Genomic DNA, 20,752 nt, shown 5'->3' with positions numbered 1-20,752 from the left:
AGCTGAGGGTCCCCCTGACAGGCACGAACGCGAGGAGGGTCGCCTTGTCCGCCGTCTCCGTGATCTCCCAGGCCACGACCGAGCACGTCGAACCCGCCGAGCGCATCCACTTCTGGGAGGACTACAACCGCAGGGCGCTCGTGGGCCTGTCGTGCACGTCGTACTCCGAGCACGGCCTGCTGGCCAGGCAGACCAACATCGAGCTGGCCGGGCTGCGGCTGGCCGAGATCGCCGGGAACGCCCACGCGATCGAGCGCAGCCCGCAGACCGTCAGGTCCACGCCGAAGGACTCGGTGTTCGCGACGCTGCTGCTCAAGGGCGAGGCGGTGTTCCTGCACGAGAACGGCTGCCTGGCGGCCACGGCGGGCGAGCTGGTCGTCTACGACACCCGCCGGCCGTACCTGTTCGGGTTCTCCTCCTCGATGCGGCAGATCCTGGTGGACGTCCCGCGCGACCTGTTCGCGCAGGCGTGCGTGGCGGGCGGGCTGCCGGGGCCGATGGTGTTCGGCAGGGGGACGGCGCGCGAGGGCGCGCTCGTGGCCGCGCTGCGCTCGATGATCGGCGGCCTGGCCGCCCTGCGGTCCGCGCCCGACCCGGCCGAGGCCGAGCGGGCCGTGCTCGACCTGCTCAGGCAGCTCGCCGAGGAGCGTACGGGCGGGCGTCCCGGGCCCGACGCCTACCGGTCGCAGCTCATCGTGGCCGAGGACTACATCGACCGGCACCTGCACGACCCGTGCCTGGGGGCGGCGCAGGTGGCCGGGGTCATGGGCATCTCCGTACGGCACCTGGCGCGCATCTTCGAGTCCACCGGCCGCTCGCCCGCCCGGCACATCGTGGAACGCCGGCTGGTCCGGGCGCACGCCGAGCTGACCGGCCCCGGCGCCCGGGAGACCACGATCGCCGACGTGGCGCACCGGTGGGGCTTCTCCAGCCAGGCCCACTTCGCCCGGCTCTTCCGCACCCGGTACGGGCTGACCCCGAGCGAGGCCCGCGCCGAGGCCACCCGCTAGCCGGAGGGCCGTCCTCAGGGAAGGCGGCCGGTGTGCGCGAGATCGGCCTCCATGCGCGCGGCCGTCGCCCTGAGCTCGGGCAGCACGTCGCGCAGCAGGTGGTCGCGGCTGGCCCTGCTGGCGTGCGTGGCCACGTTGACCGCCGCCACCACGCGCCCGTCCGGCCCGCGCACCGGGACGGCGATCGACCGCACACCCTCCTCCAGCTCCTGGTCCACCAGCGCGTAGCCGTCGGCGGCGGCCTGCCGTACGGCCGCGGCCAGCCCTTCGGGCGAGGTGACCGTGCGCCGGGACAGCGGCTTCGGCTCGATGGCGGCCACCCGCTCGGCGGGCAGCCCGGCCAGCAGCACCCGGCCCATGGAGGTGGCGTACGCGGGGAAGCGGGTGCCGACCGTGATGTCGACGCTCATGATGCTGACCGTGGGCACCCGGGCCACGTAGACCACGTCGTCGCCGGACAGCACCGCGACCGACGCCGACTCGCGTACGCGGGCCACCAGGTCGGCCAGGTGCGGCTGTACCACCTCGCCGAACGTGAGCCCGGACAGGTGGGCGTAGCCCAGTTCGAGCACCTTGGGCAGCAGCACGTGGCGGTCGCCCTCGGCGGCGGCGTAGCCGAGGCCCTCCAGGGCCTGCACCGCGCGCCGGACCGTGGCGCGGGGCAGCCCGGTCGCCCGCGCGGAGTCGGCCAGGGTGCCGCCCCCGCGCACCGACCCGAGCGAGACCAGCACGGCCAGGCCGCGGGCGAGCGACCGGAGGTACCCCATGCCCAGCTCCTCCTTGACGGCCCGCGAGCCGTCGACGCCGGCGGGCGCGCGACGCGGCTCCCGGGCCCGGACGGCCAGGGCGGCCTCCATGTCCGCGACCGTGGCGCGCAGGCGGGGCAGGGCGTGCTCGCGCAGCCCCGCCATCGTGTGCCTGCTGGTGTGGCTGACCACGCTGACCGCGCAGACCGCCTTGCCGTCCGGGTCGCGGACGGGCAGCGCGACCGCGATCAGCCCCGGCTCGATGAGCTGGTCGTCCTCGGCCCAGGGCGCGCCGGGGTCGAGCAGCGCCAGCCCCGCCGCGCACCGCCCGGCGGGCAGCAGGTCGCCCACCCGGAAGGCCACCGACATCGTGCGCCGCCGGGTGAACTGGCCGACGAAGCGCACGCCGTCGCCGTCGCGCACGGCCAGCGAGACGGACTCGTCCAGCTCGGCGGCCAGCCGCTCGGCCAGGGGCGACAGGGTCTCCTGGAGGCCGTCGCAGGCCAGGTAGGCCGCGCCCAGCTCCATCAGCGGCGGCGCGAGCAGCACGTCGCGGCCCTCGGCCCGCAGGTGACCCAGGTGCACGAGCGTGGCCAGCACGCGGTCGACCGTGGACCTGGCCAGCCCGGTGGCGCGTACGAGGTCGGTCGCGCGCATGCGCCGCCCGGGGTCGTCCGCCAGCACGCGCAGCACGGCGAGGCCGCGCTCCAGGGTCCCGGCCGGTTCCATCGGCGGCTCCTCGTCCAGATCGGGGGGCTTTGACAGGAACGCTCCCGTTACAGATACTCGAACCATAATAGTGAACTAAAGTTCGCAGAGCGAACACCTCGGCGAACTTGCTCGGCTGAACGGAGCGTCGTGCGGAGAGACAAGGTGGTCGCGACGGCCGCGGAGGCGCTGGCCGGCGTGCATGACGGCGCGTCGTTCGCGGTCGGCGGCTTCGGGCTCAGCGGCATCCCCAACGTGCTGATCCAGGCCCTCTACGACACCGGCGTGACCGGCATCGGCGTCGTGTCCAACAACTGCGGCGTCGACGGCGGCGGCCTCGGCATCCTGCTGGCAGCCGGGCGCATCGCCCGCGTGACCGCCTCCTACATCGGCGACAACAAGGAGTTCGCCCGGCAGTACCTGGGCGGCGACATCGAGGTCGAGCTGACCCCGCAGGGCAGCCTGGCCGAGCGGCTGCGGGCCGGCGGCAGCGGCATCCCCGCCTTCTACACCCCGGCCGGGGTCGGCACCCCCGTCGCCGACGGCGGCCTGCCGCTGCGCCACCACCCCGACGGCACGGTCGCCGTCGCCTCGCCGCCGAAGGAGGTGCGCGAGTTCGACGGCCGGGAGTACGTCCTGGAGCACGGCATCCGCACCGACTTCGCGCTGGTCCGGGCGGCCAGGGGCGACCGGTCGGGCAACCTGGTCTTCCACCGCTCCGCCAGGAACTTCAACCCGCTGGCCGCCATGGCCGGGCGGATCACCGTCGCCGAGGTCGAGGAACTGGCCGAGCACATCGACCCCGACGAGGTCCACCTGCCGGGCGTGTTCGTGCAGCGCGTACTCCCCCTCACCCCCGAGCAGGCCGCGGACAAGGGCATAGAGAAGAGGACAGTCACCGAATGAGCTGGACCCGGGACCAGATGGTCGCGCGGGCGGCGGCCGAGCTGCGCGACGGCGACTACGTCAACCTCGGCATCGGCCTGCCCACCCGCATCCCCACGTTCCTGCCCCCGGGCGTGGACGTGGTCCTCCACTCCGAGAACGGCGTCCTCGGCGTCGGCCCGTACCCCGCGCCCGCCGACGTCGACCCCGACCTGATCAACGCGGGCAAGGAGACGGTCACCGTGCTCCCCGGCGCGTCGTTCTTCGACTCCTCGTTGTCGTTCGGCATGATCCGAGGGGGTCACGTCGACGTGGCCGTGCTCGGCGCGATGCAGGTCTCGGCCCGCGGCGACCTGGCCAACTGGATGGTCCCCGGCAAGCTGGTCAAGGGCATGGGCGGGGCCATGGACATGGTGCACGGCGCGCGCAAGGTCATCGTGATCATGGAGCACAACGCCAAGGACGGCTCCCCGAAGATCGTCGAGGAGTGCTCGCTGCCCCTGACCGGCCGGCGGTGCGTGCACCGGATCGTCACCGACCTCGGCGTCCTCGACGTCACCGAACAGGGGCCGGCCCTGGTCGAACTCGCGCCAGGGGTGAGCCTGGAAGAGCTGCGCAACCGTACCGACGCGGAGGTCATCGCATGAAGGACGTCTACATCCTCGACGCCGTCCGCACGCCGTTCGGCCGGTACGGCGGCGCGCTGGCCGGGGTACGCCCCGACGACCTGGCCGCGCACGTCGTCGCGGCGCTGGTCGAGCGCACCGGCCAGGAGAGCGCCGACGAGGTGCTCCTCGGCAACGCCAACGGCGCGGGCGAGGAGAACCGCAACGTCGCCCGCATGGCCGCGCTGCTGGCCGGGCTGCCGGTCACCACGCCCGGCGCGACCGTCAACCGGCTGTGCGGCTCCGGCATGGAGGCCGTCATCCAGGCGTACCGGGCCATCGCGGTCGGCGACGCCTCGGCGGTGATCGCGGGCGGCGTGGAGTCGATGACCCGCGCGCCGTGGGTGCTGCCCAAGCCCGACCGCGCCTTCCCGGCGGGCGGCCAGGAGCTGGTCTCCACGACGCTCGGCTGGCGGCTGGTCAACCCGAGGATGCCCGCCGAGCACACGGTCGCGCTCGGCGAGGGCGCGGAGCTGATCGCCGACAAGCACGGCATCACCCGCGAGGAACAGGACGCGTACGCGCTGGGCAGCCACCGGAAGGCGGCCAAGGCGGCCCTCGACCGCGAGGTCGTCCCCATCGCCGGCCTGACCAGGGACGAGGGCATCCGCGACGACACCTCCGCCGAGGCGCTGGCCCGGCTCAAGCCGGTGTTCAGGAGGGACGGCGGCACGGTCACGGCCGGCAACTCCTCCCCGCTCAACGACGGCGCGGCGGCGCTGCTGCTGACCGACGAGGAGGGGCTGCGCGGCCGCGAGCCGCTGGCCCGCATCACCACGAGCGCCGCGAGCGCGCTGGAGCCGCGCTACTTCGGGCTCGGGCCGGTCGAGGCCGTACGCAAGGCGCTGGCCAAGGCGGGCAAGGGCTTCGGCGACCTGTCGACCGTGGAGCTGAACGAGGCGTTCGCCGCGCAGGTGCTCGGCTGCCTGGCCGAGCTGCCCGAGCTCGACCCCGCCCTCGTCAACCCCGACGGCGGCGCGATCGCGATCGGCCACCCGCTCGGCGCCTCCGGGGCCCGCGTCACCGGCGCCGTGGCCCACCGGCTGGCCGCGGCCGGGACGGGCGTCGGGCTCGCCTCCCTCTGCATCGGCGTCGGCCAGGGGCTGGCCGTCGTACTCGAAAGGTAGCGTCCATGTCCGAACCACTCACGCAGGCCGACATCGACCGCGAGATCGCCGCGCTGAGCGAGGCCCGCGGCGACCGGCCGGCCGACCACCCCGCGCGCGACTACGCCCCGTACCGCAGCACCCTGCTGCGTCACCCCAAGCAGCCGCTGGTCGCGCTGAAGGACCCGGAGGCGAGCGAGCTGTCCGGCCCGGTGTTCGGCGTCACGGACGTGACCGCGCTCGACTCCGACCTGACCCGGCAGCACCTCGGCGAACCGCTGGGCGAGCGGATCACCGTGACCGGCCGCGTGCTCGACCGCCAGGGCCGTCCGGTACGCGGTCAGCTCGTGGAGATCTGGCAGGCCAACTCCGCGGGCCGCTACCTGCACCAGCGTGACGACCACCCGGCGCCGCTCGACCCCAACTTCACCGGCGTGGGACGCTGCCTGACCGGCGACGACGGCGAGTACCACTTCACCACGATCAAGCCCGGCCCCTACCCCTGGCGCAACCACCTCAATGCCTGGCGGCCCGCACACATCCACTTCTCGCTGTTCGGCACGGCCTTCGCCCAGCGGCTGGTGACCCAGATGTACTTCCCCGGCGACCCGCTGTTCCCCTACGACCCGATCCTGCAGTCGGTCACCGACGACGGCGCCCGCCGGCGGCTGGTCTCCACCTACGCGCACGACCTGTCCAAGCCCGAGTGGTCGCTCGGCTACCGGTGGGACATCGTGCTCGACGGGCCCGCCGCGACCTGGATGGAGGAAGGCCGATGAACCCCACGCCCTCGCAGACGGTCGGCCCGTTCTACGGCTACGCGCTGCCCTTCCCCGGCGGCGGCGACCTCGCCACCGGCGGCATCACCGTGCACGGCCGCGTCTACGACGGCGCCGGCGACCCGATCCCCGACGCGCTGCTGGAGTTCTGGCAGGCCGACCCCACGGGCGACCTGTCCGGCGCGCCCGGCTCGCTGCGCCGCGACCCGGTCGACGGCGCGGTCATCGGCCGGCACGGCGTCGACTTCACCGGGTTCGGCCGCGTCCCCACCGACGCCGACGGCCACTGGACCCTGCGCACGGTCGAGCCGGGCAACGGGTACATCAGCGTGTGCGTGTTCGCCCGCGGCCTGCTCCACCACCTGTTCACCCGCATCTACCTGCGGTCCGACGCCTTCCTCGACTCGTTGCCGCCCGAGCGGGCACGCACGCTGGTCGCGGTGGAGGAGCGGGAGGGCGTCCACCGCTTCGACATCCATCTGCAGGGCGAGAAGGAGACGGTCTTCCTTGACTTCGGCTGACCCCGCCGCGGGTGGTTCGGGGGATCTCGGGTTGCTCTCGCCCATGCGTGGCGGGGTCGAGGCGACCGGCGACGTGGCGGTCCTCCAGGCCATGCTGGACGCCGAGGCCGCGCTGACCCGGGTCCTGGCCGGGCTCGGGCGCGCGCCCCTGGAGGCGGCCGACGCCGTGACCGCCGCGGCCCGCGCCGAGCTGTACGACCCGGCCGGGCTGGCCGCGCGGGCCCGTTCGGGCGGCAACCCGGTCATCCCGCTGGTGGCCGACCTGCGCGCCGCCGCCGGGCCGTACGGGGAGCACGTGCACGCGGGCGCGACCAGCCAGGACATTCTCGACACCGCGCTCATGCTGGTCGCGTACCGGGCGCTCGGGCCGGTCCTGGGCGACCTCGACCGGGTGGTCGCCGGGCTCGCCACGCTGGCGCGGGCCCACCGCGACACCCTCATGGCCGCCCGTACGCTCACCCAGCAGGCCGTGCCGACCACGTTCGGGCTCAAGGCGGCGGGCTGGCGGAAGCTGGCCATCGACGCCAGAGACCGCCTGCGCGTCGCCCGCGGAGCCCTCCCGGCCCAGCTCGGCGGCCCGGCCGGCACCCTCGACCGCTTCACCGCCCCTGCCGACCCCGACGCCGACTCCGCCACCCCCGGTGGTGGCGGAGGGGAGGAGGCGCTGGAGGTGGTCCGGCGGTTCGCCGGCGAGCTGGGGCTGGCGGCGCCCACGTTGCCCTGGCACGTGCTGCGCACCCCCGTCGCCGACCTGGCCGGGGCGCTGGCGTTCACGGCCGGGGCGCTGGGCAAGCTGGCCGCCGACGTGCTGGTGTTGTCGCGCACCGAGATCGGCGAGGTGTCCGAGGGCGTCGGCGGCGGCTCGTCGTCGATGCCGCACAAGCACAATCCCGTACGGGCCACCATGATCGCCGCGGCGGCCCGCCAGGTGCCCGCCCAGGCCGCCGTCCTGTACGCCTCCATGGCCGCCGAGGACGAGCGCCCGCCCGGCGCCTGGCACGCCGAATGGCAGCCGCTGCGCGAGGCGCTGCGCCTGGTCGCCGGCTCCGCCCGCGACGCCGCGGAACTGGTCGCCGACCTGCGGGTGCATCCCGGGCGCATGCGCGCCGCCCTGACCGTCGCCGGACCGCCCGGCGCCGCCGCCGCCCTGGTCAAGCGGGCGCTGGAGGAGGAGTGACGTTGTTGCAGCACCGGGTGGACGGCCCGGAACACGGTGAGCCGATCGTCCTCGGCCCGTCGGTCGGCACCTCGGCCCGGGTGTGGGAGCCGCAGGTCGCCGCGCTGGCCCGCCGGTTCCGCGTGGTCCGCTTCGACCTGCCGGGACACGGCGGCTCGCCGTCCCTCGGCGTGTCCACGATCGACGGCCTGGCCGGGCTCGTCCTGGAACTGGCCGACGACCTGGGCCTGGACGCCTTCCACTACGCCGGCATCTCGATCAGCGGCGCGATCGGCGCCACACTCGCCCTGCGCCACCCCGGACGCCTGCTGTCCCTGGCGATGATCTGCTCCTCGGCCCGCTTCGGCGAGCCCGGCGGCTGGCGCGAGCGGGCGGCGCTGGTCCGCGAGCGGGGCACCGCGCCGCTGCTGGAGCCCACGGCCGGACGCTGGTTCGCCGGACCCCCCGACCAGGCGCTCCTGGACGACCTCGCCGCCGCCGACCCCGCCGGCTACGCCGCCTGCTGCGACGCCCTGGCCGGTTACGACCTGCGCGCCGAGCTGCCCGGCATCGCCGTCCCGACGCTGGTCCTGGGCGGCCGCGACGACCCCGCCACCCCGCCCGCGCACGCCAGGGAGCTGGCCGACGGCATCCCCGGCGCGACGCTCGTCGAGGTCCCGGGCGCGGCCCACCTGGCCGGCGTCGACCAGCCGGAACGGGTCACCGCCGCGCTGCTCGCGCACCTGCCCGCCACCCCCGGCATGCGGGTGCGCCGGGAAGTGCTCGGGGACGCCCACGTCGACCGGGCCGTCACCCGTACCACCGCCTTCACCAGGGACTTCCAGGACCTCATCACCCGCTACGCCTGGGGAGAGATCTGGACCAGGCCCGGCCTCGACCGGCGCACCAGAAGCTGCGTCACCCTCACCGCGCTGGTCGCGCACGGGCACCTCGACGAGCTGGCCATGCACGTCCGCGCCGCCGTGCGCAACGGACTGACGGCCGACGAGATCGGCGAGGTGCTGCTGCAGAGCGCGATCTACTGCGGGGTGCCCGCCGCCAACGCCGCGTTCGGCGTCGCCCAGCGCGTCCTGACCGAGATAGTAGGGGAGACCACATGACCATCACCCGTGACCTGCTGATCGGCGGCAAGAACGTCCCCGCGCAGGGCGGCCGTACGACCTCCGACCTGGCCCCGTACACCGGCGATGTGTACGCGACCGTGGCCGCCGCGGGCGTCGAGGACGTCACGTCGGCCGTGGACGCGGCGCAGGCCGCCTTCGACGGCTGGGCCGCCACCAGCCCGTTCGCCCGCCGGGCGATCTTCCTCAGGGCCGCCGACCTGCTCCAGGAACGCGGCGAGCAGGCCGTGGCGCTGATGGCCGCCGAGGTCGGCGGCACCCGCCCGTGGGCCCTGTTCAACGTCGGGCTGGCCGCGAACATGCTGCGCGAGGCCGCCGCCGCCATCACCGCGCCGCGCGGCGACGTGCTCACCGCGCAGGAGGAGGGCGTGCTCGGCCTGGCCGTACGCGAGCCGCTCGGCGTGGTCGCCGCCTTCTCCCCGTGGAACGCGCCGATCATCCTCGGCGTGCGCTCGGTGGCCGCCGCCCTTGCCGCGGGCAACACCGTCGTCATGAAGCCCAGCGAGGACGCGCCGATCGCCTGCGGCCTGTTCGTCGCCGACCTGCTGCACGAGGCCGGGCTGCCCGCGGGCGTGCTCAACGTGGTCACCAACGACCCGGCCGACGCCGCCGTGATCGCCGAGGCGCTCATCGCCGACCCCCGCGTACGCGCCGTCAACTTCACCGGCTCCACCGAGGTCGGCCGGATCATCGGCACCCACGCCGCCCGCCACCTCAAGCCCGCCCTGCTCGAACTGGGCGGCAAGAACGCCATCATCGTCCTGGACGACGCCGACCTCGACCACGCCGTGGACGCCGCCGCCTTCGGCGTCTTCATGAACGCGGGCCAGATCTGCATGTCGGGCGACCGCGTGCTGGTGCACGAGTCGCTGGCCGGGGAGTTCGGTCGCAGGTTCGCGGACAAGGTGCGCGCGCTGCCCGCCGGCGACCCGTCCCGGCCGGAGACGGTGATCGGGCCCCTGGTCAGCGCGGACGCCGCGGCGCGGGTGGCCGGCCTGGTCGCCGACGCGGTCGACAAGGGCGCGACCGTGCTGGCCGGAGGCGGCGAGCCCGAGGGCGCGGTGCACCCGGCCACGGTGCTGACCGGCGTGTCCAAGCACGCCAGGTTGTACTACGGCGAGGCATTCGGCCCGGTGTGCGTGGTCGACACCTTCGCCACCGACGACGAGGCCGTGTCCCTGGCCAACGACACCGAGCACGGCCTGACCGCCGGGATCATCACCGAGAACGGCACCCACGGCCTGCGCGTGGCCCGCCGCCTGCGGACCGGCATCGTGCACGTCAACGACCAGTCCGTGGGCGACGAGCCGCAGGCGCCCTTCGGCGGGGCCGGTTCCTCCGGGTACGGCCGCTTCGGCGGCCGGTGGGGCCTGGAGGCGTTCAGCAACACCCGCTGGATCACCCTGGCGACCGAACAGGCCCACTACCCGTTCTGACCGCCCGGCCCGTTCCCACGTTCTGACCGCCCGGCCCGTTCCCACGTTCTGACCGCCCGGCCCGTTCCCACGAGCTGACCGCCCGGCCCGCTCCTGGGAGCGGCGGGCCGGTCGGTCAGCCGGACCGCCGCCGGGTCAGTGGGCGTACGCCTGGAACTCGGCGGCCCGCACCTGCTCGCGCGCCGGGCTCGCCGTGGCGCAGTCGGTCGCGGAGCCGGGGTCGGCGTCCTGCTCGCCCGCGTAACGCGGGTTGCCGGTGCACTGGCTGCTGACCACCCGCAACATCAGGTGGGTGGCGCTGGTCGGCGGCATCCGGAAGGAGCGCACCAGCAGGTCCGCGCCACGCGGCCGGGGCAGCGTGGCGTCGAACGCGTCCGCCGGGCTGGTGTAGACCTTCCGGAAGCTCGCCGGGTCGGCGCAGTCGGCGGCGCAGGCCAGCACCTCGAACGCGCGCAGCGCCGAGAACCTGTTCTGCCCGCCCGGGTCGGCGGCGTCGCCGACATCGGGCCTGAGCATCGCGCTCACCTGGACCCTGCGCACCGTGACCGGGCGGTCGCCCGCCAGGTCCACGACGACCGACCGGCCGGCCGGCGCGCCGGTGCGCGAGGCCCAGTTCGTGGCCTCGGTGTCGTCGATCAGCCGGGCCTGGTTGACGCCGTCGCCGGTGGCCGTCGCGCCCGCCGCGGCCGAGGCGAGGTTGCGCGGCGGCGACAGCGGGAGCGGCAGCTTCACCCCGGCCACCACCGGGAACGTCAGCCGCGTGTGCCCGAACCCGGCCCCCGCCACCACGAACCGGTACGTGCCCGGCGTCATCTCCACGGTGTCGCCCAGCGGCGTGGCCGGGTCGGTGTCGGCGACCGGCACCGCGCGGCCCTCGTAGTCGCCCACGTAGAGCCGCAGGGCCGCGTCCTTGGCCTCGCCGAGCGGCTTGAGCTGGAGGAGGCCGTTGCGGCCGGCCGGGTCGGCGAAGCTCGGCGTCGGGTCGGGGTCGTTCGGGCCGTTGCTGGCCGCGCCCTTGCCTAGGCCGTGCTCGGCGAACGCCCGCCACAGGATGTCCTGGTTCGCCCCGTCGAAGCGGATGGCGTCGGCGGCCAGGATCGCGTCCCGGTGATCGACGTAACTGACCGCGCCGGAGGCCATTAGCAGCAGGGCGTCGTACGAGAGCTGCGCCCACCGCCGGTTGCCCGGGCACCGGTCCACCGCCACCTTGCCGTCGGCGCAGTCGCGCTGCCGGGCGGGCGTGCCCTTGCCGTACCGCTTGACGAACGCCTCGCGGACGTCGAACTGGGTGGCGGTCCAGATCTCGCCGTCGGCGTGCACCTGCGCGCCGACCAGGTCGTAGGCGATGTCGCTGTAGTTCAGCGGCGACCTGGACATGTCGTAGTTGCGGATGCCGCGGGCGCGGTCGCCCGTGACGTACGGGCCGATCACGTACGGGGTCGCGCCGGAGGAGCGGAAGCCATACTCGTTCAGGTACTCCATGGCGAACAGGTCGGAGGTGCTCTCGTTCATGGCGCCCGCCTGCGCGCCGCTCCAGCCGGCGTTCGGGCCGCCGATCATGCGGCCGGAGATGGCGTGGGTGTACTCGTGGCCGATGACCGACATGTCGTAGTCGCCGTCCACACAGGGGGAGTAGAACGAACCGGCGATCGGCTGCCACAGGTACATGTTGGTGATCGGGGCGACGCCGTCGGGGCCGGTGATCTGGTTGGCGTTGTCGCGTACCGACGACACGCGCGCCCCGGCCTGGGCGTTGCCCTGCTCGGGGTCGTTGCCGAGCCCGCCGCGGTCGCCGTTGTCCACCTGCATGTTCCAGGCGGACTCGGTGAAGCCGAGCCGGTAGGACCAGTCGTGCATGCGGTTGTGCATGACGTTGAGGTTGGCGATCGCCGCCTCCAGGTCCGCCTCGCCCGGCTGGTCGAACGTCGCCGGGTCGCACTTGGCCCGGTACCAGGTGTTGCGCCACGGGTAGACGTAGCGGCGGTCCGGGGAGGGCGCGTTCGCGCGGGTGCCGACGGTGAACGGGTCGCCGTTCGCGCGGTTCTCGTACGTCCGGGTGGCGTTGCCCGCGCTGGTCAGGGTCGGCGTGCCGGTGGCGTGGTCGACGTCCCAGGGGCGGCCGGTCGCCGGGTCGCCGCCGGTGGCGAGGTCGCAGCCGTGGCCGGCCGCCTGGCACCAGGTCCGCCGGGTGTCGGTGGAGGAGTAGTCGCCGGGCGGGTTGGCCGGGAAGGCGGCCCAGCGCGGGTTCTCGGGGTCGAACTGGTCGACCAGGTTCTCGCGGGTGAGGATGCCGCCGCTGACCGCGTCCACGTGGGTGGTGTAGGCCGCGGCCTCGCCCTCCCCGCCGCCGATCAGGACCACCTGGTACGCGCTGTGCACGCCGTCCGGCGCGGGCACGGCCACCTTCGTGACCTGCTTCGTCGTCGCCGTGGCCACGTCGATGCCGCCGTCGCGGGCCGCGATCTCCAGGGCGCGCGCCTCGCTGATCGCGGCGGCCGGGGGCGCGGCCTGCTCGCGGGCGAGCGAGGAGGTCACGTGGCGCACCTTCCCGTGCACGACGCCGACCGCGACGAGCCCGTCCACCCCCGCGGGCAGCCCGCCGAACTTCTGGCGCAGGAGCACGGCGTGACCGGCGCCGAGCGGGTTGACCGCGACCTTCTCCAGCCCGGCGACCTCCTCCGCCGACAGGCCGAACAGCGGCTCGTTGGCGGCAAGGTAGGCGCGGGCGGCCTTCTCGGGGTCCTCGCCCAGGCCCTCGGCGAGCGGCGCCGCGCCGGTGACGACGGCGGGGGTGCCGAGGGCGTTCCAGCGGATCTCGGCGCCCGCGGCCCGCGCGGCGACCCCGGCGGGCGGCGGGACCCGGCCCTGCCGATTGTCCAGGTCCGGCCTGCCGTGCTGCTCGGCCTGGAAGTCGTGGACGATCGGGGCCTGTCCGCCGGGTTCGCCCCGCGCGGCGCCGGTCATGGGGAGGGCAGCAGCGGTGACCGCGAGGGCGATCACGGCGCTGCGTAACCAGGGTCCATTCGACACAGTTCCTCCTGGGTACAGAAGACGCGCGATTGACGCCCGTCCCGCAAGAGGTAACACCGCTCCGGGGTCCTGACAAGATCGGGTAGAGCCTCCAGAAGTGTCCAGTTCTTGACATCGCCCCGTAATCAACCTATAGGTTGATAAACCAAAAGGTTGAACAAGGAGGTGGAGATGCTTCTTCAGGACAAGGTCGCGGTGATCTACGGCGGAGGCGGCTCGATCGGCGGCGCGGTGGCCCGCGCCTTCGCCCGTGAGGGCGCCCGCGTCTTCCTGGCCGGCCGCACCCGGGCCCCGCTCGACAAGGTCGCCGACGACGTCCGCGCGGCCGGCGGCACGGCGGAGACCGCCCTCGTGGACGCGCTGGACGAGCAGGCCGTGGACGCGTTCACCGGCTCGGTGGCCGCCCGCGAGGGCCGCATCGACGTCTCGTTCAACGCCGTCTCCGTCCAGGACGTGCAGCGTCCGCTGGCCGAGATCTCCGTCGAGGACTTCCTGCGGCCGATCCAGGTCGCCGCGCGCACCCAGTTCCTCACCATCAGGGCGGCCGTGCGGTACATGACCGGGTCGGGCGTCGTCCTGCTGTTCGGCGGCGGCGGACCGCAGACGCAGCCGGGGCTGGGCGGGTTCAAGGTGTCGCTGGACACCATGGAGGGCATCCGCCGCCAGTGGGCGTGCGAGGCCGGGCGGCAGGGCGTGCGCGTGGTCACCCTGATCACCGGCGGCGTGCCGGAGAGCATCCCCGCCTCGTACCCGGGCAAGGACGCGCTGGAGGCGGAGCTGCGCGAGCCCACCCTCCTCGGACGGCTCGCCACCCTCGCCGACGTGGGCGACGTGGCGGCGTTCGTCGCCTCCGACCGGGCCAGGACCATGACGTCGGCGACCGTGAACGTCTCCTGCGGCGCGATCGTGGACCATTAGGGTCAGCGCCGCCCTGGAAGGAACGTACGCACCGATGCCCGACGACCGGCTCAGCCTCACCTTCGCCGCCCTGGCCGACCCCACCCGGCGGGCCATCCTCGCCCGGCTGGCCGACGGCGAGGCCACGGTCAACGAGCTGGCCGAGCCCTTCGACATGAGCCTGCAGGCCGTGTCCAAGCACCTGAAGGTGCTGGAACGGGCCGGGCTGATCAGCCGCGGACGCGACGCGCAGTGGCGGCCGTGCCGCCTGGAGACGGCGCCGCTGGAGGGCGCCTCCGCGTGGATCGACCGCTATCGCGACCGCTGGACCGGCAGCTTCGACCGGCTCGACCAGGAGATCAGGAACCTCCGGCGCAGCCAGGAAGGACGTGACCATGGGTGAGACCGAATTCGTCATCGAACCCGGCCGCCAGGACATCATCATGATCCGGGCCTTCGACGCCCCCAGGGACGTCGTGTTCCGGGCCGTCACCGACCCGGCGCTGATCCCGCGCTGGTGGGGCCCCCACTGGCTGGACACCCGGGTGGAGGCCATGGAGGTCGCGCCGGGCGGCCGGTGGCGATTCGTCAACATCGACGCCCGTGGCAGGGAGTACGCCTTCAGCGGCGTCTACCACGCCGTCGTGCCGCCGGAGCGGTACGTGCGCACGTGGGAGTTCGAGGGCACGCCGGGCGAGGTGGCCCTGGAGACCGTCCGGCTGGAGGAGAGCGGCGGCGGCACCCGGTACGTGGCCCGGTCGGTGCACCCGTCCGTCGAGGCCCGGGACGCGATCGTGCGCGCCGACGGCCCCAAGGGCGGCGCCCACTCCATGAACCGCCTGGCCGAACTCCTCGCCCGCTGACCGCGGGCCTCCTACTTCGGGCAGGCGAGGCGGCAGCCGCCGAAGCGGGCCGTGTCCGGTTCCGGGAACCGGGTCTCCGGGACCCCGCGCAGCGCCTCGGTCATCGAGGCCCGCCAGATCGGGCCGGGGATCGTGGTGCCGTCCACGACGTCGTGCCGGCGTCCGCCGATGGGGACGTCGGTCAGCGCGGGCGTCGGCGGCACGCCGGTGAAGCCGAGGCTGACGGCGGCGGCCAGGTCGGGGGTGTAACCGGCGTACCAGGTCGACTTGTAGTCGGGGATCCTGCTCGCCAGGCCCGCCGCGTCCCGGCCGAGGCCGTCGGTGCGCAGCAGGCCGGTCACCGCGTCGGCGACGGCGGCGTCCAGCGCCTGCTCACAACGGGGGCCGAGGGCGTGCAGCACCTTGCCGGAGTCGTCGCGGACCTCCTTGACCGCGCGCGGCGCGCAGCGCAGGCCGTGGGCGGCCAGCGTGGCGTAGGTCGCGGCGACGGTGACGGTGTCCGTCTCGTTGGCGCCGAGCGTGAACGCCTCGTACTCCACCAGAGGCATCCCGTCGAAGCGGGAGAGGCCGAGCCGCTGCGCGGCGCGCACGGTCGCGCAGAGGCCGATCCGCTCCTCCAGCCGCATGAAGAAGGTGTTCTGGGTGGCGCGGGCGCCCGAGCGCAGGGTGGTGAACGCGCCGCCGCTCCCGCCGACGGGGTCGGTGAAGGTGAAGGCGGGATCGCCCACGTTCTGGCCCTTGCAGTTGGTGAAGGACTCTTGGCCGGAGGCCTGGTAGGAGCGGGATCGGGGGAAGCCGTCGTCGTAGCGGAAGCCGCCGGACAGCGCCGCGGCCAGCGTGTACGCCATCGCCGTCGAGCCTTGCGACAACCCGTGCGCCCCGTCGCCCTTGCTGGCGGCCAGCGCCCTGATCTCGCCGCTGCCCGGCGCCACCATGGCCTCGACGGCGACAGGGGTGTCACCGGGCCGGACGCGGGCCTCGACGGCCCGCTGCGCCGCCTGCTGAGCCCGCGGGTCGAGGGTCGTCGCGACCACCAGGCCGCCCCGGGTGAGCAGGCGCGGGTCGAGCGCGGTCAGCTCGGCGCGCACCCGATGGCAGAAGGCCGGGAACCGGCCGGTCGCGCAGTCGGCGTCCAGCTTCCCGACGACCTGACCGCCGCCGTCGACGATCACGCTCTCGCGCACGACCGAGGGCGCCACCGCCAGCCGCTGCCTGCCCTGCCCCTCGTCGGCCGTGGCCGACAGCAGCAGGACGCCGCCCCAGACGGCCGCCGCCACCACGACGACGGTGAGGACGAGGAGAAGTCGTTTCATCGGTGCCTTCCAGAAGAGAAGGTGCGGTCGGCCCGATTCTGGCCGACCGCACCCCTTTCGTGCACCGGAGTCAGACGATCACACCCGCTGCCACAGGGCGGGCACGTTCGGCGGCTCCCAGCCGGGCAGCGCCGTGTGCGGCTGCACGCAGCGGTAGGTGACGTTGTTGTAGACCACCTGGTCACCCGACTTGTACGCGGTCCCCGCGGTCCAGTTGCCGGCCGGACCCTGCGTCGGGGTCACCGTGGGCGTGGGGGTCGGGGTCGGGGTGGGCGTGGCAGTGGGCGTCGGAGTGGGCGTCGGGGTGGGCGTCGGCGTGGGGCCGCCGGGGCCGACCTGGAGGTCGACGCAGTTGTAGAAGGCGTTCTCGGTGTCGGCGATGTTCCAGATGGCCAGCAGCTTGATGCGCCCGGTACGGCCGCCCAGGCTGACCGAGTGCGTCACCGTCGCGCCCGGCTCCCTGCCGTGGTCGTTGAACAGGGCGATCCGGGTGCCGCCGACGTAGTACTCCCACGTGCTGGTCGCGTGCCGGGCCTCGATGAGCCACTTGAAGTTGACCGTGTCACCCACGGTCGCGGCGGGCCAGGCCTTGCTGTCGTCGTCCAGTGGCGCCCACCGGGCGTCGCCGCCGCTGCAGTTGCGCAGGCCCTTGGGGCCCTCGACGCTCTGCGGCTCCCAGATGATCTGGCCGCAGTTCTTGACCTTGCCGGCCGCGCAGTTGGCCTGACGGCTCGGCGGGTCGGAGATGTAACCGTGCGCCGAGGCCGGCGGGGAGAGCGCGACGACGGTGGCGACGGAGACCGCCGCCATGGCTAAGAAGGTCCATACTCTGCGCATGTCACCGTTCCTTCATGCTGGGGGATGCTCCCAAATATAAAGGAAAGTTTCCTAACGGTAAATGGCACAGTCAGCGCTTTTCCGACCCCGAGTCAGGGTGGCGGCCGGTGACCGTCCCGTCTCCCTCCGGGCAGGGGCCACCCGGCCCTGCGTGGGCCCGCGCGGATCGCGGGAGCCAACAGGTGGTGACATGTCGTGACATCGCCTAGGCTGAGGTGGCCGAGGGGAGTACTTCGCAAGCGCCGGCCCGGTCAGTACGGACGTCCCTGACGTCCCCGGGCGGCCGCCCGCGCGATCGGCGCACGGGCGAAGGAGACCTCGAACGATGACGCGCGTTCGAGGAGGACCCATGCCCACGGGCATATCCCAGGCTGCCCCCGCCCTGACCACCATCGCCACGCCCACCCTGTGGCTGGTCGCGATCGCCGGGCTCGTGCTGCTGCTGGGCCTGGATCTGCTGCTGACCAGGCGCCCGCACGAGGTCCGCATGCGCGAGGCGGCCGGTTGGTCGGTCTTCTACCTGATCCTGCCGGTGATCTTCGGTTTCTACCTGTGGGCGGCCCACGGCGGCGGCGTCGCCGTGGAGTTCTTCACCGGCTTCGTGGTGGAGAAGTCGTTGTCGGTGGACAACCTGTTCGTGTTCATGTTGCTGCTGGCGGCCTTCGCGGTCCCGCCCGCGCTGGCCCGGCAGGTCCTGCTGTACGGCATCGTCGGCGCGCTCGTCCTGCGCGGGATCTTCATCTGGCTCGGCGCCGCCGCGCTGCAGAGCGGCACGTGGGCGTTCCTGCTGTTCGGCGCGATCCTCATCGTCACCGCCGGCAAGATCTTCAAGGACGTGCTCGGCGGCCACGAGCAGCAGGTGGACATCTCCTCCATGCGCAGCGTCCGGCTGGTGCGCCGCTTCGTGCCGGTCACCGACGACTACCGCGGCTCCCGGCTGGCCGTGCGCGAGGGCGGCCGGCTGGCCCTGACGCCGCTGGCCCTGGCCGCGATCGCCGTCCTCGGCACGGACATCGTCTTCGCCGTGGACTCGGTGCCGGCCGTGTACGGCGTGACCGAGGACCCGTTCCTGGTCTTCGCCACCAACGCGTTCGCGCTGATGGGCCTGCGGGCGCTGTACTTCGTGCTCCAGGGCGTCCTGGCCAAGCTGCGCCACCTCAACCACGGGCTGAGCGTCATCCTGGCCTTCATCGGGGTCAAGCTCATCCTGCACTGGGCGCACGGCGTCTGGGACTGGATGCCGCAGATCCCGACGCTCGCCTCGCTCGGCGTGATCGTCGTCGTCCTGACCACGGTGACCCTGACCAGCCTGTACGCCAACCGCCGCGACCGCGAGAGGGAGGCCGCGAGCTAGTTCACCGCTCCGACGCCTGGGTGCCCCCGCCGAGAGAGCCGGCCGTCATGTCGGCATGACGACATGGTCGCGAGACGCTTTCAGGGAAGGACTCGCGCCCATGACGATCTCTCTTGACACGAGCCGGTACACGGTCGGGATGGCCACGAGCCCCGCCGACCTCCGGGCCGCCCAGCGGCTGCGGTACGAGGTCTTCGCCGAGGAGATGGGGGCGCGGCTCGACAGCCCGGTCTCCGGCCTCGACGTGGACAGGTTCGACGCCTACTGCGACCACCTCCTGGTACGGGAGGGGCGGCGGGTGGTGGGCACGTACCGGCTGCTGCCGCCGGGACGGGCCGACCGGCTCTACTCCGACACCGAGTTCGACCTGCGCGCCCTCGCCCCCATCAGGAAAAACCTGGTCGAAGCCGGACGTACCACCGTTCATCCGGACCACCGGGACGGCGCGGTGGTCGCGCTGATGTGGGCGGGGATCGCTCGGTACATGGTGAGCGGCGGCCACCAGTGGCTGGCCGGCTGCTGCTCGGTGCCGCTCGACGACGGCGGCGCGCTGGCGGCCGGCGTGGCCGCGCGGGTGCCGCTCGGTCCCGAGGAGTACCGGGTCACACCGCTCGTGCCCTGGCCGGGCGACGGCGCGCCGCGCTCCGACCGGTTCGTGGCGCCCGCCCTGCTCCGCGGCTACCTGCGGCTGGGCGCGTGGGTGTGCGGGCCGCCCGCGCACGACCGGGACTTCGGCACGGCCGACTTCTTCGTGCTGCTGTCGATGGCCCAGGTGAACACCCGCTACCTGCGCCACTTCCTGGGCGGGACGCCGTGACCGGCCCGTGGCTGCGTACGGGCCCGTGCACGCCGGACATGTGCGTGCGGGCCGCGGTCCTGGGCGCGGGGATGGCGCGCCGGGCGCTGCGGCTGCTCGCCGCGGTCCTGGTGGTGCTGGCGGGGGTGCCGGTCGCGCTGACGGCCCGCCACGTGCGCGCCGACGTACGGGCGCGCGCCACCGGGACGTGGGCCCGGCTCATGCTGCGCGCCCTCGGCGTCCGCCTGGAACTCGTCGCCGAGGAACCACGGGACACGGCCGGGGGTTCGGAGGCAGGTGGGGAGGCCGGGGCGCTGGTGGTGGCCAATCATGTGTCGTGCCTGTCCGCCCTGCCCTCGGCGGTCGCCGCGGTCGCCGGGGCGCTGCGGGCGGGCGACACCGTCGTGGCCTTCCCCGAGGGCACCACGTGGTGCGGGCAGGGGATGGGCGACTTCCGTCCGGCGGTGTTCCAGGCGGCGGTCGACGCCGGCGCCGTCGTACGGCCCGCGACCCTGCGCTACCGCGAGGGCGACCGGCCGGGCGCGCGCCGTCCTGGCCAGGGACGCCGAGGCGCTGGTGCGCGCGGCGATGGACGGTCCTCCCGCGCGGGGGAGGACCGTCGCTCACTTGCCGAAGCCCGCGGTCAGCCCGCTGAGCAGCTGACGGCGGCCCACCACATACAGGATCAGGATGGGCAGCGTGGTCAGGACGACCGAGGCGAGCACGGCGGGCACGTTCACGCTGTACTGGCCCTGGAACGTCCACAATGCCAGCGGCAGCGTGCGCTTGTCCGGGCTCTGGGTCAGGATCAGCGGCAGCAGGAAGCCGTTCCAGATCGTCAGCGCGTTGTAGATCGTCACCGTGACCACGGCCGGGCGGGTCAGCGGGAACGTCAGCCGCCAGAGCAGGCCCCAGTCGGTGGCGCCGTCCAGCCGCATCGACTCGAACAGCTCCTTGGGCACGTCCCTGATGAAGTTGGACAGCACCAGCACCGACAGCGGGATCGCGAACGCGATGGAGGGCAGGATCATGCCCAGCAGCGAGTCGTACAGGTGCAGCCGGATGATGATCAGGTAGATCGGGATGATCGTGGCCTGGAGCGGGATCGCCAGCCCCATGAGGAACAGCGAGTTCACCCCGCGCAGGAACCGCCCGCCGCCCCGCACGATCGCGTACGCCGCCATGAACGACACCCCGACGGCCGGGACCACCGCGCCGAGGGTGACGACGAGGCTGTTGAGGAAGTACAGCGGGAAGTCCGACTCCAGCACCACCTTGTACGCCCCGAGCGTCGGCTCCGACGGCGGCGCCAGCGGGTTGGAGGCGTAGTAGGAGCGCTGCTCCTTGAAGCTGGTGATGACGATCCAGTAGATCGGCACCACCACGATCGCCAGCCAGATCCACCCGGCCACCCCGGCCACCCAGTTGCGCCGGGCCGCGGCCGGCCCGCCCGTCCGCGGGGACGCGCCGGCGGCCCGCCGTGCCGGCTCGGTCAGCGTCGTCGCCAT

At 73.7% G+C, this 20,752-nt stretch carries 20 protein-coding genes and 1 pseudogene; 15 read left to right on the top strand and 6 right to left on the bottom strand.

The features are described 5' to 3' along the window. Nucleotides 1-44 precede the first annotated feature (44 nt). Nucleotides 45-1,010, top strand: coding sequence for a helix-turn-helix domain-containing protein (locus ABZ815_RS03815; RefSeq protein WP_357693622.1), 966 nt, complete (start codon nt 45-47; stop codon nt 1,008-1,010). 14 nt (nt 1,011-1,024) lie between these two features. On the opposite strand, the gene ABZ815_RS03810 is transcribed toward ABZ815_RS03815, so the two are convergent. Next, complete coding sequence (locus tag ABZ815_RS03810; protein ID WP_357693620.1) at nt 1,025-2,485, bottom strand: IclR family transcriptional regulator C-terminal domain-containing protein; 1,461 nt, start codon at nt 2,483-2,485, stop codon at nt 1,025-1,027. A gap of 129 nt (nt 2,486-2,614) precedes the next feature. Between ABZ815_RS03810 and ABZ815_RS03805 the strand changes: the two genes are divergently transcribed. Genes ABZ815_RS03805 through ABZ815_RS03770 form a run of 8 tightly spaced genes read left to right on the top strand, consistent with a single transcriptional unit; the run spans nt 2,615 to nt 10,154 of the window. After that, nucleotides 2,615-3,370 (top strand): CoA transferase subunit A, encoded by a 756-nt coding sequence (locus ABZ815_RS03805; RefSeq protein ID WP_357693618.1) that lies wholly within the window; start codon nt 2,615-2,617, stop codon nt 3,368-3,370. After that, nucleotides 3,367-3,996: a CoA transferase subunit B gene (locus ABZ815_RS03800; protein WP_357693616.1), complete on the top strand. Its 630-nt coding sequence runs from the start codon at nt 3,367-3,369 to the stop codon at nt 3,994-3,996. Before ABZ815_RS03805 ends, ABZ815_RS03800 begins: the two co-directional genes overlap by 4 nt. Next, nucleotides 3,993-5,141, top strand: coding sequence for a thiolase family protein (locus ABZ815_RS03795; protein WP_357693614.1), 1,149 nt, complete (start codon nt 3,993-3,995; stop codon nt 5,139-5,141). Before ABZ815_RS03800 ends, ABZ815_RS03795 begins: the two co-directional genes overlap by 4 nt. A gap of 5 nt (nt 5,142-5,146) precedes the next feature. After that, on the top strand, nt 5,147-5,899 hold the full coding sequence (gene pcaH / locus ABZ815_RS03790) for a protocatechuate 3,4-dioxygenase subunit beta (protein WP_357693612.1): 753 nt from the start codon (nt 5,147-5,149) through the stop codon (nt 5,897-5,899). Further along, nucleotides 5,896-6,420: a protocatechuate 3,4-dioxygenase subunit alpha gene (gene pcaG, locus ABZ815_RS03785; protein ID WP_357693610.1), complete on the top strand. Its 525-nt coding sequence runs from the start codon at nt 5,896-5,898 to the stop codon at nt 6,418-6,420. The genes pcaH and pcaG overlap by 4 nt, the downstream gene beginning before the upstream one ends. Beyond that, entirely contained in the window at nt 6,407-7,597 is a 1,191-nt protein-coding gene (pcaB, locus tag ABZ815_RS03780) for a 3-carboxy-cis,cis-muconate cycloisomerase (RefSeq protein ID WP_357693608.1), read from the top strand. Before pcaG ends, pcaB begins: the two co-directional genes overlap by 14 nt. Before the next feature lie 2 nt (nt 7,598-7,599). After that, nucleotides 7,600-8,697: a 4-carboxymuconolactone decarboxylase gene (gene pcaC, locus ABZ815_RS03775; RefSeq protein WP_357694639.1), complete on the top strand. Its 1,098-nt coding sequence runs from the start codon at nt 7,600-7,602 to the stop codon at nt 8,695-8,697. Then, nucleotides 8,694-10,154, top strand: a complete 1,461-nt coding sequence (locus tag ABZ815_RS03770) for an aldehyde dehydrogenase family protein (RefSeq protein WP_357693606.1) — start codon at nt 8,694-8,696, stop codon at nt 10,152-10,154. The genes pcaC and ABZ815_RS03770 overlap by 4 nt, the downstream gene beginning before the upstream one ends. Before the next feature lie 135 nt (nt 10,155-10,289). On the opposite strand, the gene ABZ815_RS03765 is transcribed toward ABZ815_RS03770, so the two are convergent. Beyond that, a complete protein-coding gene (locus tag ABZ815_RS03765) occupies nt 10,290-13,184 on the bottom strand; it encodes a M36 family metallopeptidase (protein WP_357693604.1) in 2,895 nt (964 codons plus the stop codon). Nucleotides 13,185-13,355: 171 nt separating this feature from the next. Here ABZ815_RS03765 and ABZ815_RS03760 point away from each other — a divergent pair, with 171 nt between their 5' ends. Genes ABZ815_RS03760 through ABZ815_RS03750 form a run of 3 tightly spaced genes read left to right on the top strand, consistent with a single transcriptional unit; the run spans nt 13,356 to nt 14,944 of the window. Beyond that, on the top strand, nt 13,356-14,102 hold the full coding sequence (locus ABZ815_RS03760; RefSeq protein WP_357693602.1) for an SDR family oxidoreductase: 747 nt from the start codon (nt 13,356-13,358) through the stop codon (nt 14,100-14,102). A 34-nt stretch (nt 14,103-14,136) separates the two neighbouring features. Beyond that, nucleotides 14,137-14,484 carry a metalloregulator ArsR/SmtB family transcription factor gene (locus ABZ815_RS03755; RefSeq protein WP_357693600.1) on the top strand — a complete coding sequence of 116 codons (348 nt, stop codon included), beginning with the start codon at nt 14,137-14,139 and terminating at the stop codon, nt 14,482-14,484. Beyond that, a complete protein-coding gene (locus ABZ815_RS03750; protein WP_357693598.1) occupies nt 14,477-14,944 on the top strand; it encodes an SRPBCC family protein in 468 nt (155 codons plus the stop codon). Before ABZ815_RS03755 ends, ABZ815_RS03750 begins: the two co-directional genes overlap by 8 nt. An 11-nt stretch (nt 14,945-14,955) precedes the next feature. Here the strand turns inward: ABZ815_RS03750 and ABZ815_RS03745 are convergent, their stop codons facing one another. Both ABZ815_RS03745 and ABZ815_RS03740 read right to left on the bottom strand, forming a co-directional pair. Next, entirely contained in the window at nt 14,956-16,257 is a 1,302-nt protein-coding gene (locus ABZ815_RS03745) for a hypothetical protein (protein ID WP_357693596.1), read from the bottom strand. 78 nt (nt 16,258-16,335) lie between these two features. After that, complete coding sequence (locus ABZ815_RS03740) at nt 16,336-17,094, bottom strand: lytic polysaccharide monooxygenase (protein WP_357693594.1); 759 nt, start codon at nt 17,092-17,094, stop codon at nt 16,336-16,338. A gap of 349 nt (nt 17,095-17,443) precedes the next feature. Here ABZ815_RS03740 and ABZ815_RS03735 point away from each other — a divergent pair, with 349 nt between their 5' ends. Then, complete coding sequence (locus tag ABZ815_RS03735; RefSeq protein WP_357693592.1) at nt 17,444-18,448, top strand: TerC/Alx family metal homeostasis membrane protein; 1,005 nt, start codon at nt 17,444-17,446, stop codon at nt 18,446-18,448. 100 nt (nt 18,449-18,548) lie between these two features. Beyond that, nucleotides 18,549-19,265 (top strand): GNAT family N-acyltransferase, encoded by a 717-nt coding sequence (locus tag ABZ815_RS03730; RefSeq protein WP_357693590.1) that lies wholly within the window; start codon nt 18,549-18,551, stop codon nt 19,263-19,265. On the opposite strand, the gene ABZ815_RS03725 is transcribed toward ABZ815_RS03730, so the two are convergent. Next, a complete protein-coding gene (locus tag ABZ815_RS03725) occupies nt 19,232-19,576 on the bottom strand; it encodes a hypothetical protein (protein WP_357693588.1) in 345 nt (114 codons plus the stop codon). The genes ABZ815_RS03730 and ABZ815_RS03725 overlap by 34 nt on opposite strands. On the opposite strand from ABZ815_RS03725, the pseudogene ABZ815_RS03720 reads away from it, so the two are divergent. Continuing rightward, nucleotides 19,466-19,744: pseudogene (locus tag ABZ815_RS03720) on the top strand (1-acyl-sn-glycerol-3-phosphate acyltransferase); the annotation flags it as partial. The gene ABZ815_RS03725 and the pseudogene ABZ815_RS03720 overlap by 111 nt on opposite strands. 123 nt (nt 19,745-19,867) lie before the next feature. Here ABZ815_RS03720 and ABZ815_RS03715 read toward each other — a convergent pair. Next, on the bottom strand, nt 19,868-20,752 hold the full coding sequence (locus ABZ815_RS03715; protein ID WP_357693586.1) for a carbohydrate ABC transporter permease: 885 nt from the start codon (nt 20,750-20,752) through the stop codon (nt 19,868-19,870).

This window comes from Nonomuraea sp. NPDC047529, from assembly GCF_040642995.1.
Taxonomy (GTDB): domain Bacteria; phylum Actinomycetota; class Actinomycetes; order Streptosporangiales; family Streptosporangiaceae; genus Nonomuraea.
The sequence above is the reverse complement of the archived record's forward strand: the minus strand, read 5'-3'. Positions and strand labels throughout refer to the sequence as shown.

What these genes read in the sequence shown, in the direction of transcription:
- ABZ815_RS03730 (WP_357693590.1), top strand. Translation starts at nt 18,549, where the DNA reads ATGACGATCTCTCTTGACACGAGCCGGTACACGGTCGGGATGGCCACG.
- ABZ815_RS03745 (WP_357693596.1), bottom strand. Translation starts at nt 16,257, where the DNA reads ATGAAACGACTTCTCCTCGTCCTCACCGTCGTCGTGGTGGCGGCGGCC.
- ABZ815_RS03725 (WP_357693588.1), bottom strand. Translation starts at nt 19,576, where the DNA reads ATGATTGGCCACCACCAGCGCCCCGGCCTCCCCACCTGCCTCCGAACC.
- ABZ815_RS03800 (WP_357693616.1), top strand. Translation starts at nt 3,367, where the DNA reads ATGAGCTGGACCCGGGACCAGATGGTCGCGCGGGCGGCGGCCGAGCTG.
- ABZ815_RS03760 (WP_357693602.1), top strand. Translation starts at nt 13,356, where the DNA reads ATGCTTCTTCAGGACAAGGTCGCGGTGATCTACGGCGGAGGCGGCTCG.
- ABZ815_RS03715 (WP_357693586.1), bottom strand. Translation starts at nt 20,752, where the DNA reads ATGGCGACGACGCTGACCGAGCCGGCACGGCGGGCCGCCGGCGCGTCC.
- ABZ815_RS03735 (WP_357693592.1), top strand. Translation starts at nt 17,444, where the DNA reads ATGCCCACGGGCATATCCCAGGCTGCCCCCGCCCTGACCACCATCGCC.
- pcaH (WP_357693612.1), top strand. Translation starts at nt 5,147, where the DNA reads ATGTCCGAACCACTCACGCAGGCCGACATCGACCGCGAGATCGCCGCG.
- ABZ815_RS03755 (WP_357693600.1), top strand. Translation starts at nt 14,137, where the DNA reads ATGCCCGACGACCGGCTCAGCCTCACCTTCGCCGCCCTGGCCGACCCC.
- ABZ815_RS03810 (WP_357693620.1), bottom strand. Translation starts at nt 2,485, where the DNA reads ATGGAACCGGCCGGGACCCTGGAGCGCGGCCTCGCCGTGCTGCGCGTG.
- ABZ815_RS03770 (WP_357693606.1), top strand. Translation starts at nt 8,694, where the DNA reads ATGACCATCACCCGTGACCTGCTGATCGGCGGCAAGAACGTCCCCGCG.
- pcaG (WP_357693610.1), top strand. Translation starts at nt 5,896, where the DNA reads ATGAACCCCACGCCCTCGCAGACGGTCGGCCCGTTCTACGGCTACGCG.
- ABZ815_RS03795 (WP_357693614.1), top strand. Translation starts at nt 3,993, where the DNA reads ATGAAGGACGTCTACATCCTCGACGCCGTCCGCACGCCGTTCGGCCGG.
- ABZ815_RS03740 (WP_357693594.1), bottom strand. Translation starts at nt 17,094, where the DNA reads ATGCGCAGAGTATGGACCTTCTTAGCCATGGCGGCGGTCTCCGTCGCC.
- ABZ815_RS03750 (WP_357693598.1), top strand. Translation starts at nt 14,477, where the DNA reads ATGGGTGAGACCGAATTCGTCATCGAACCCGGCCGCCAGGACATCATC.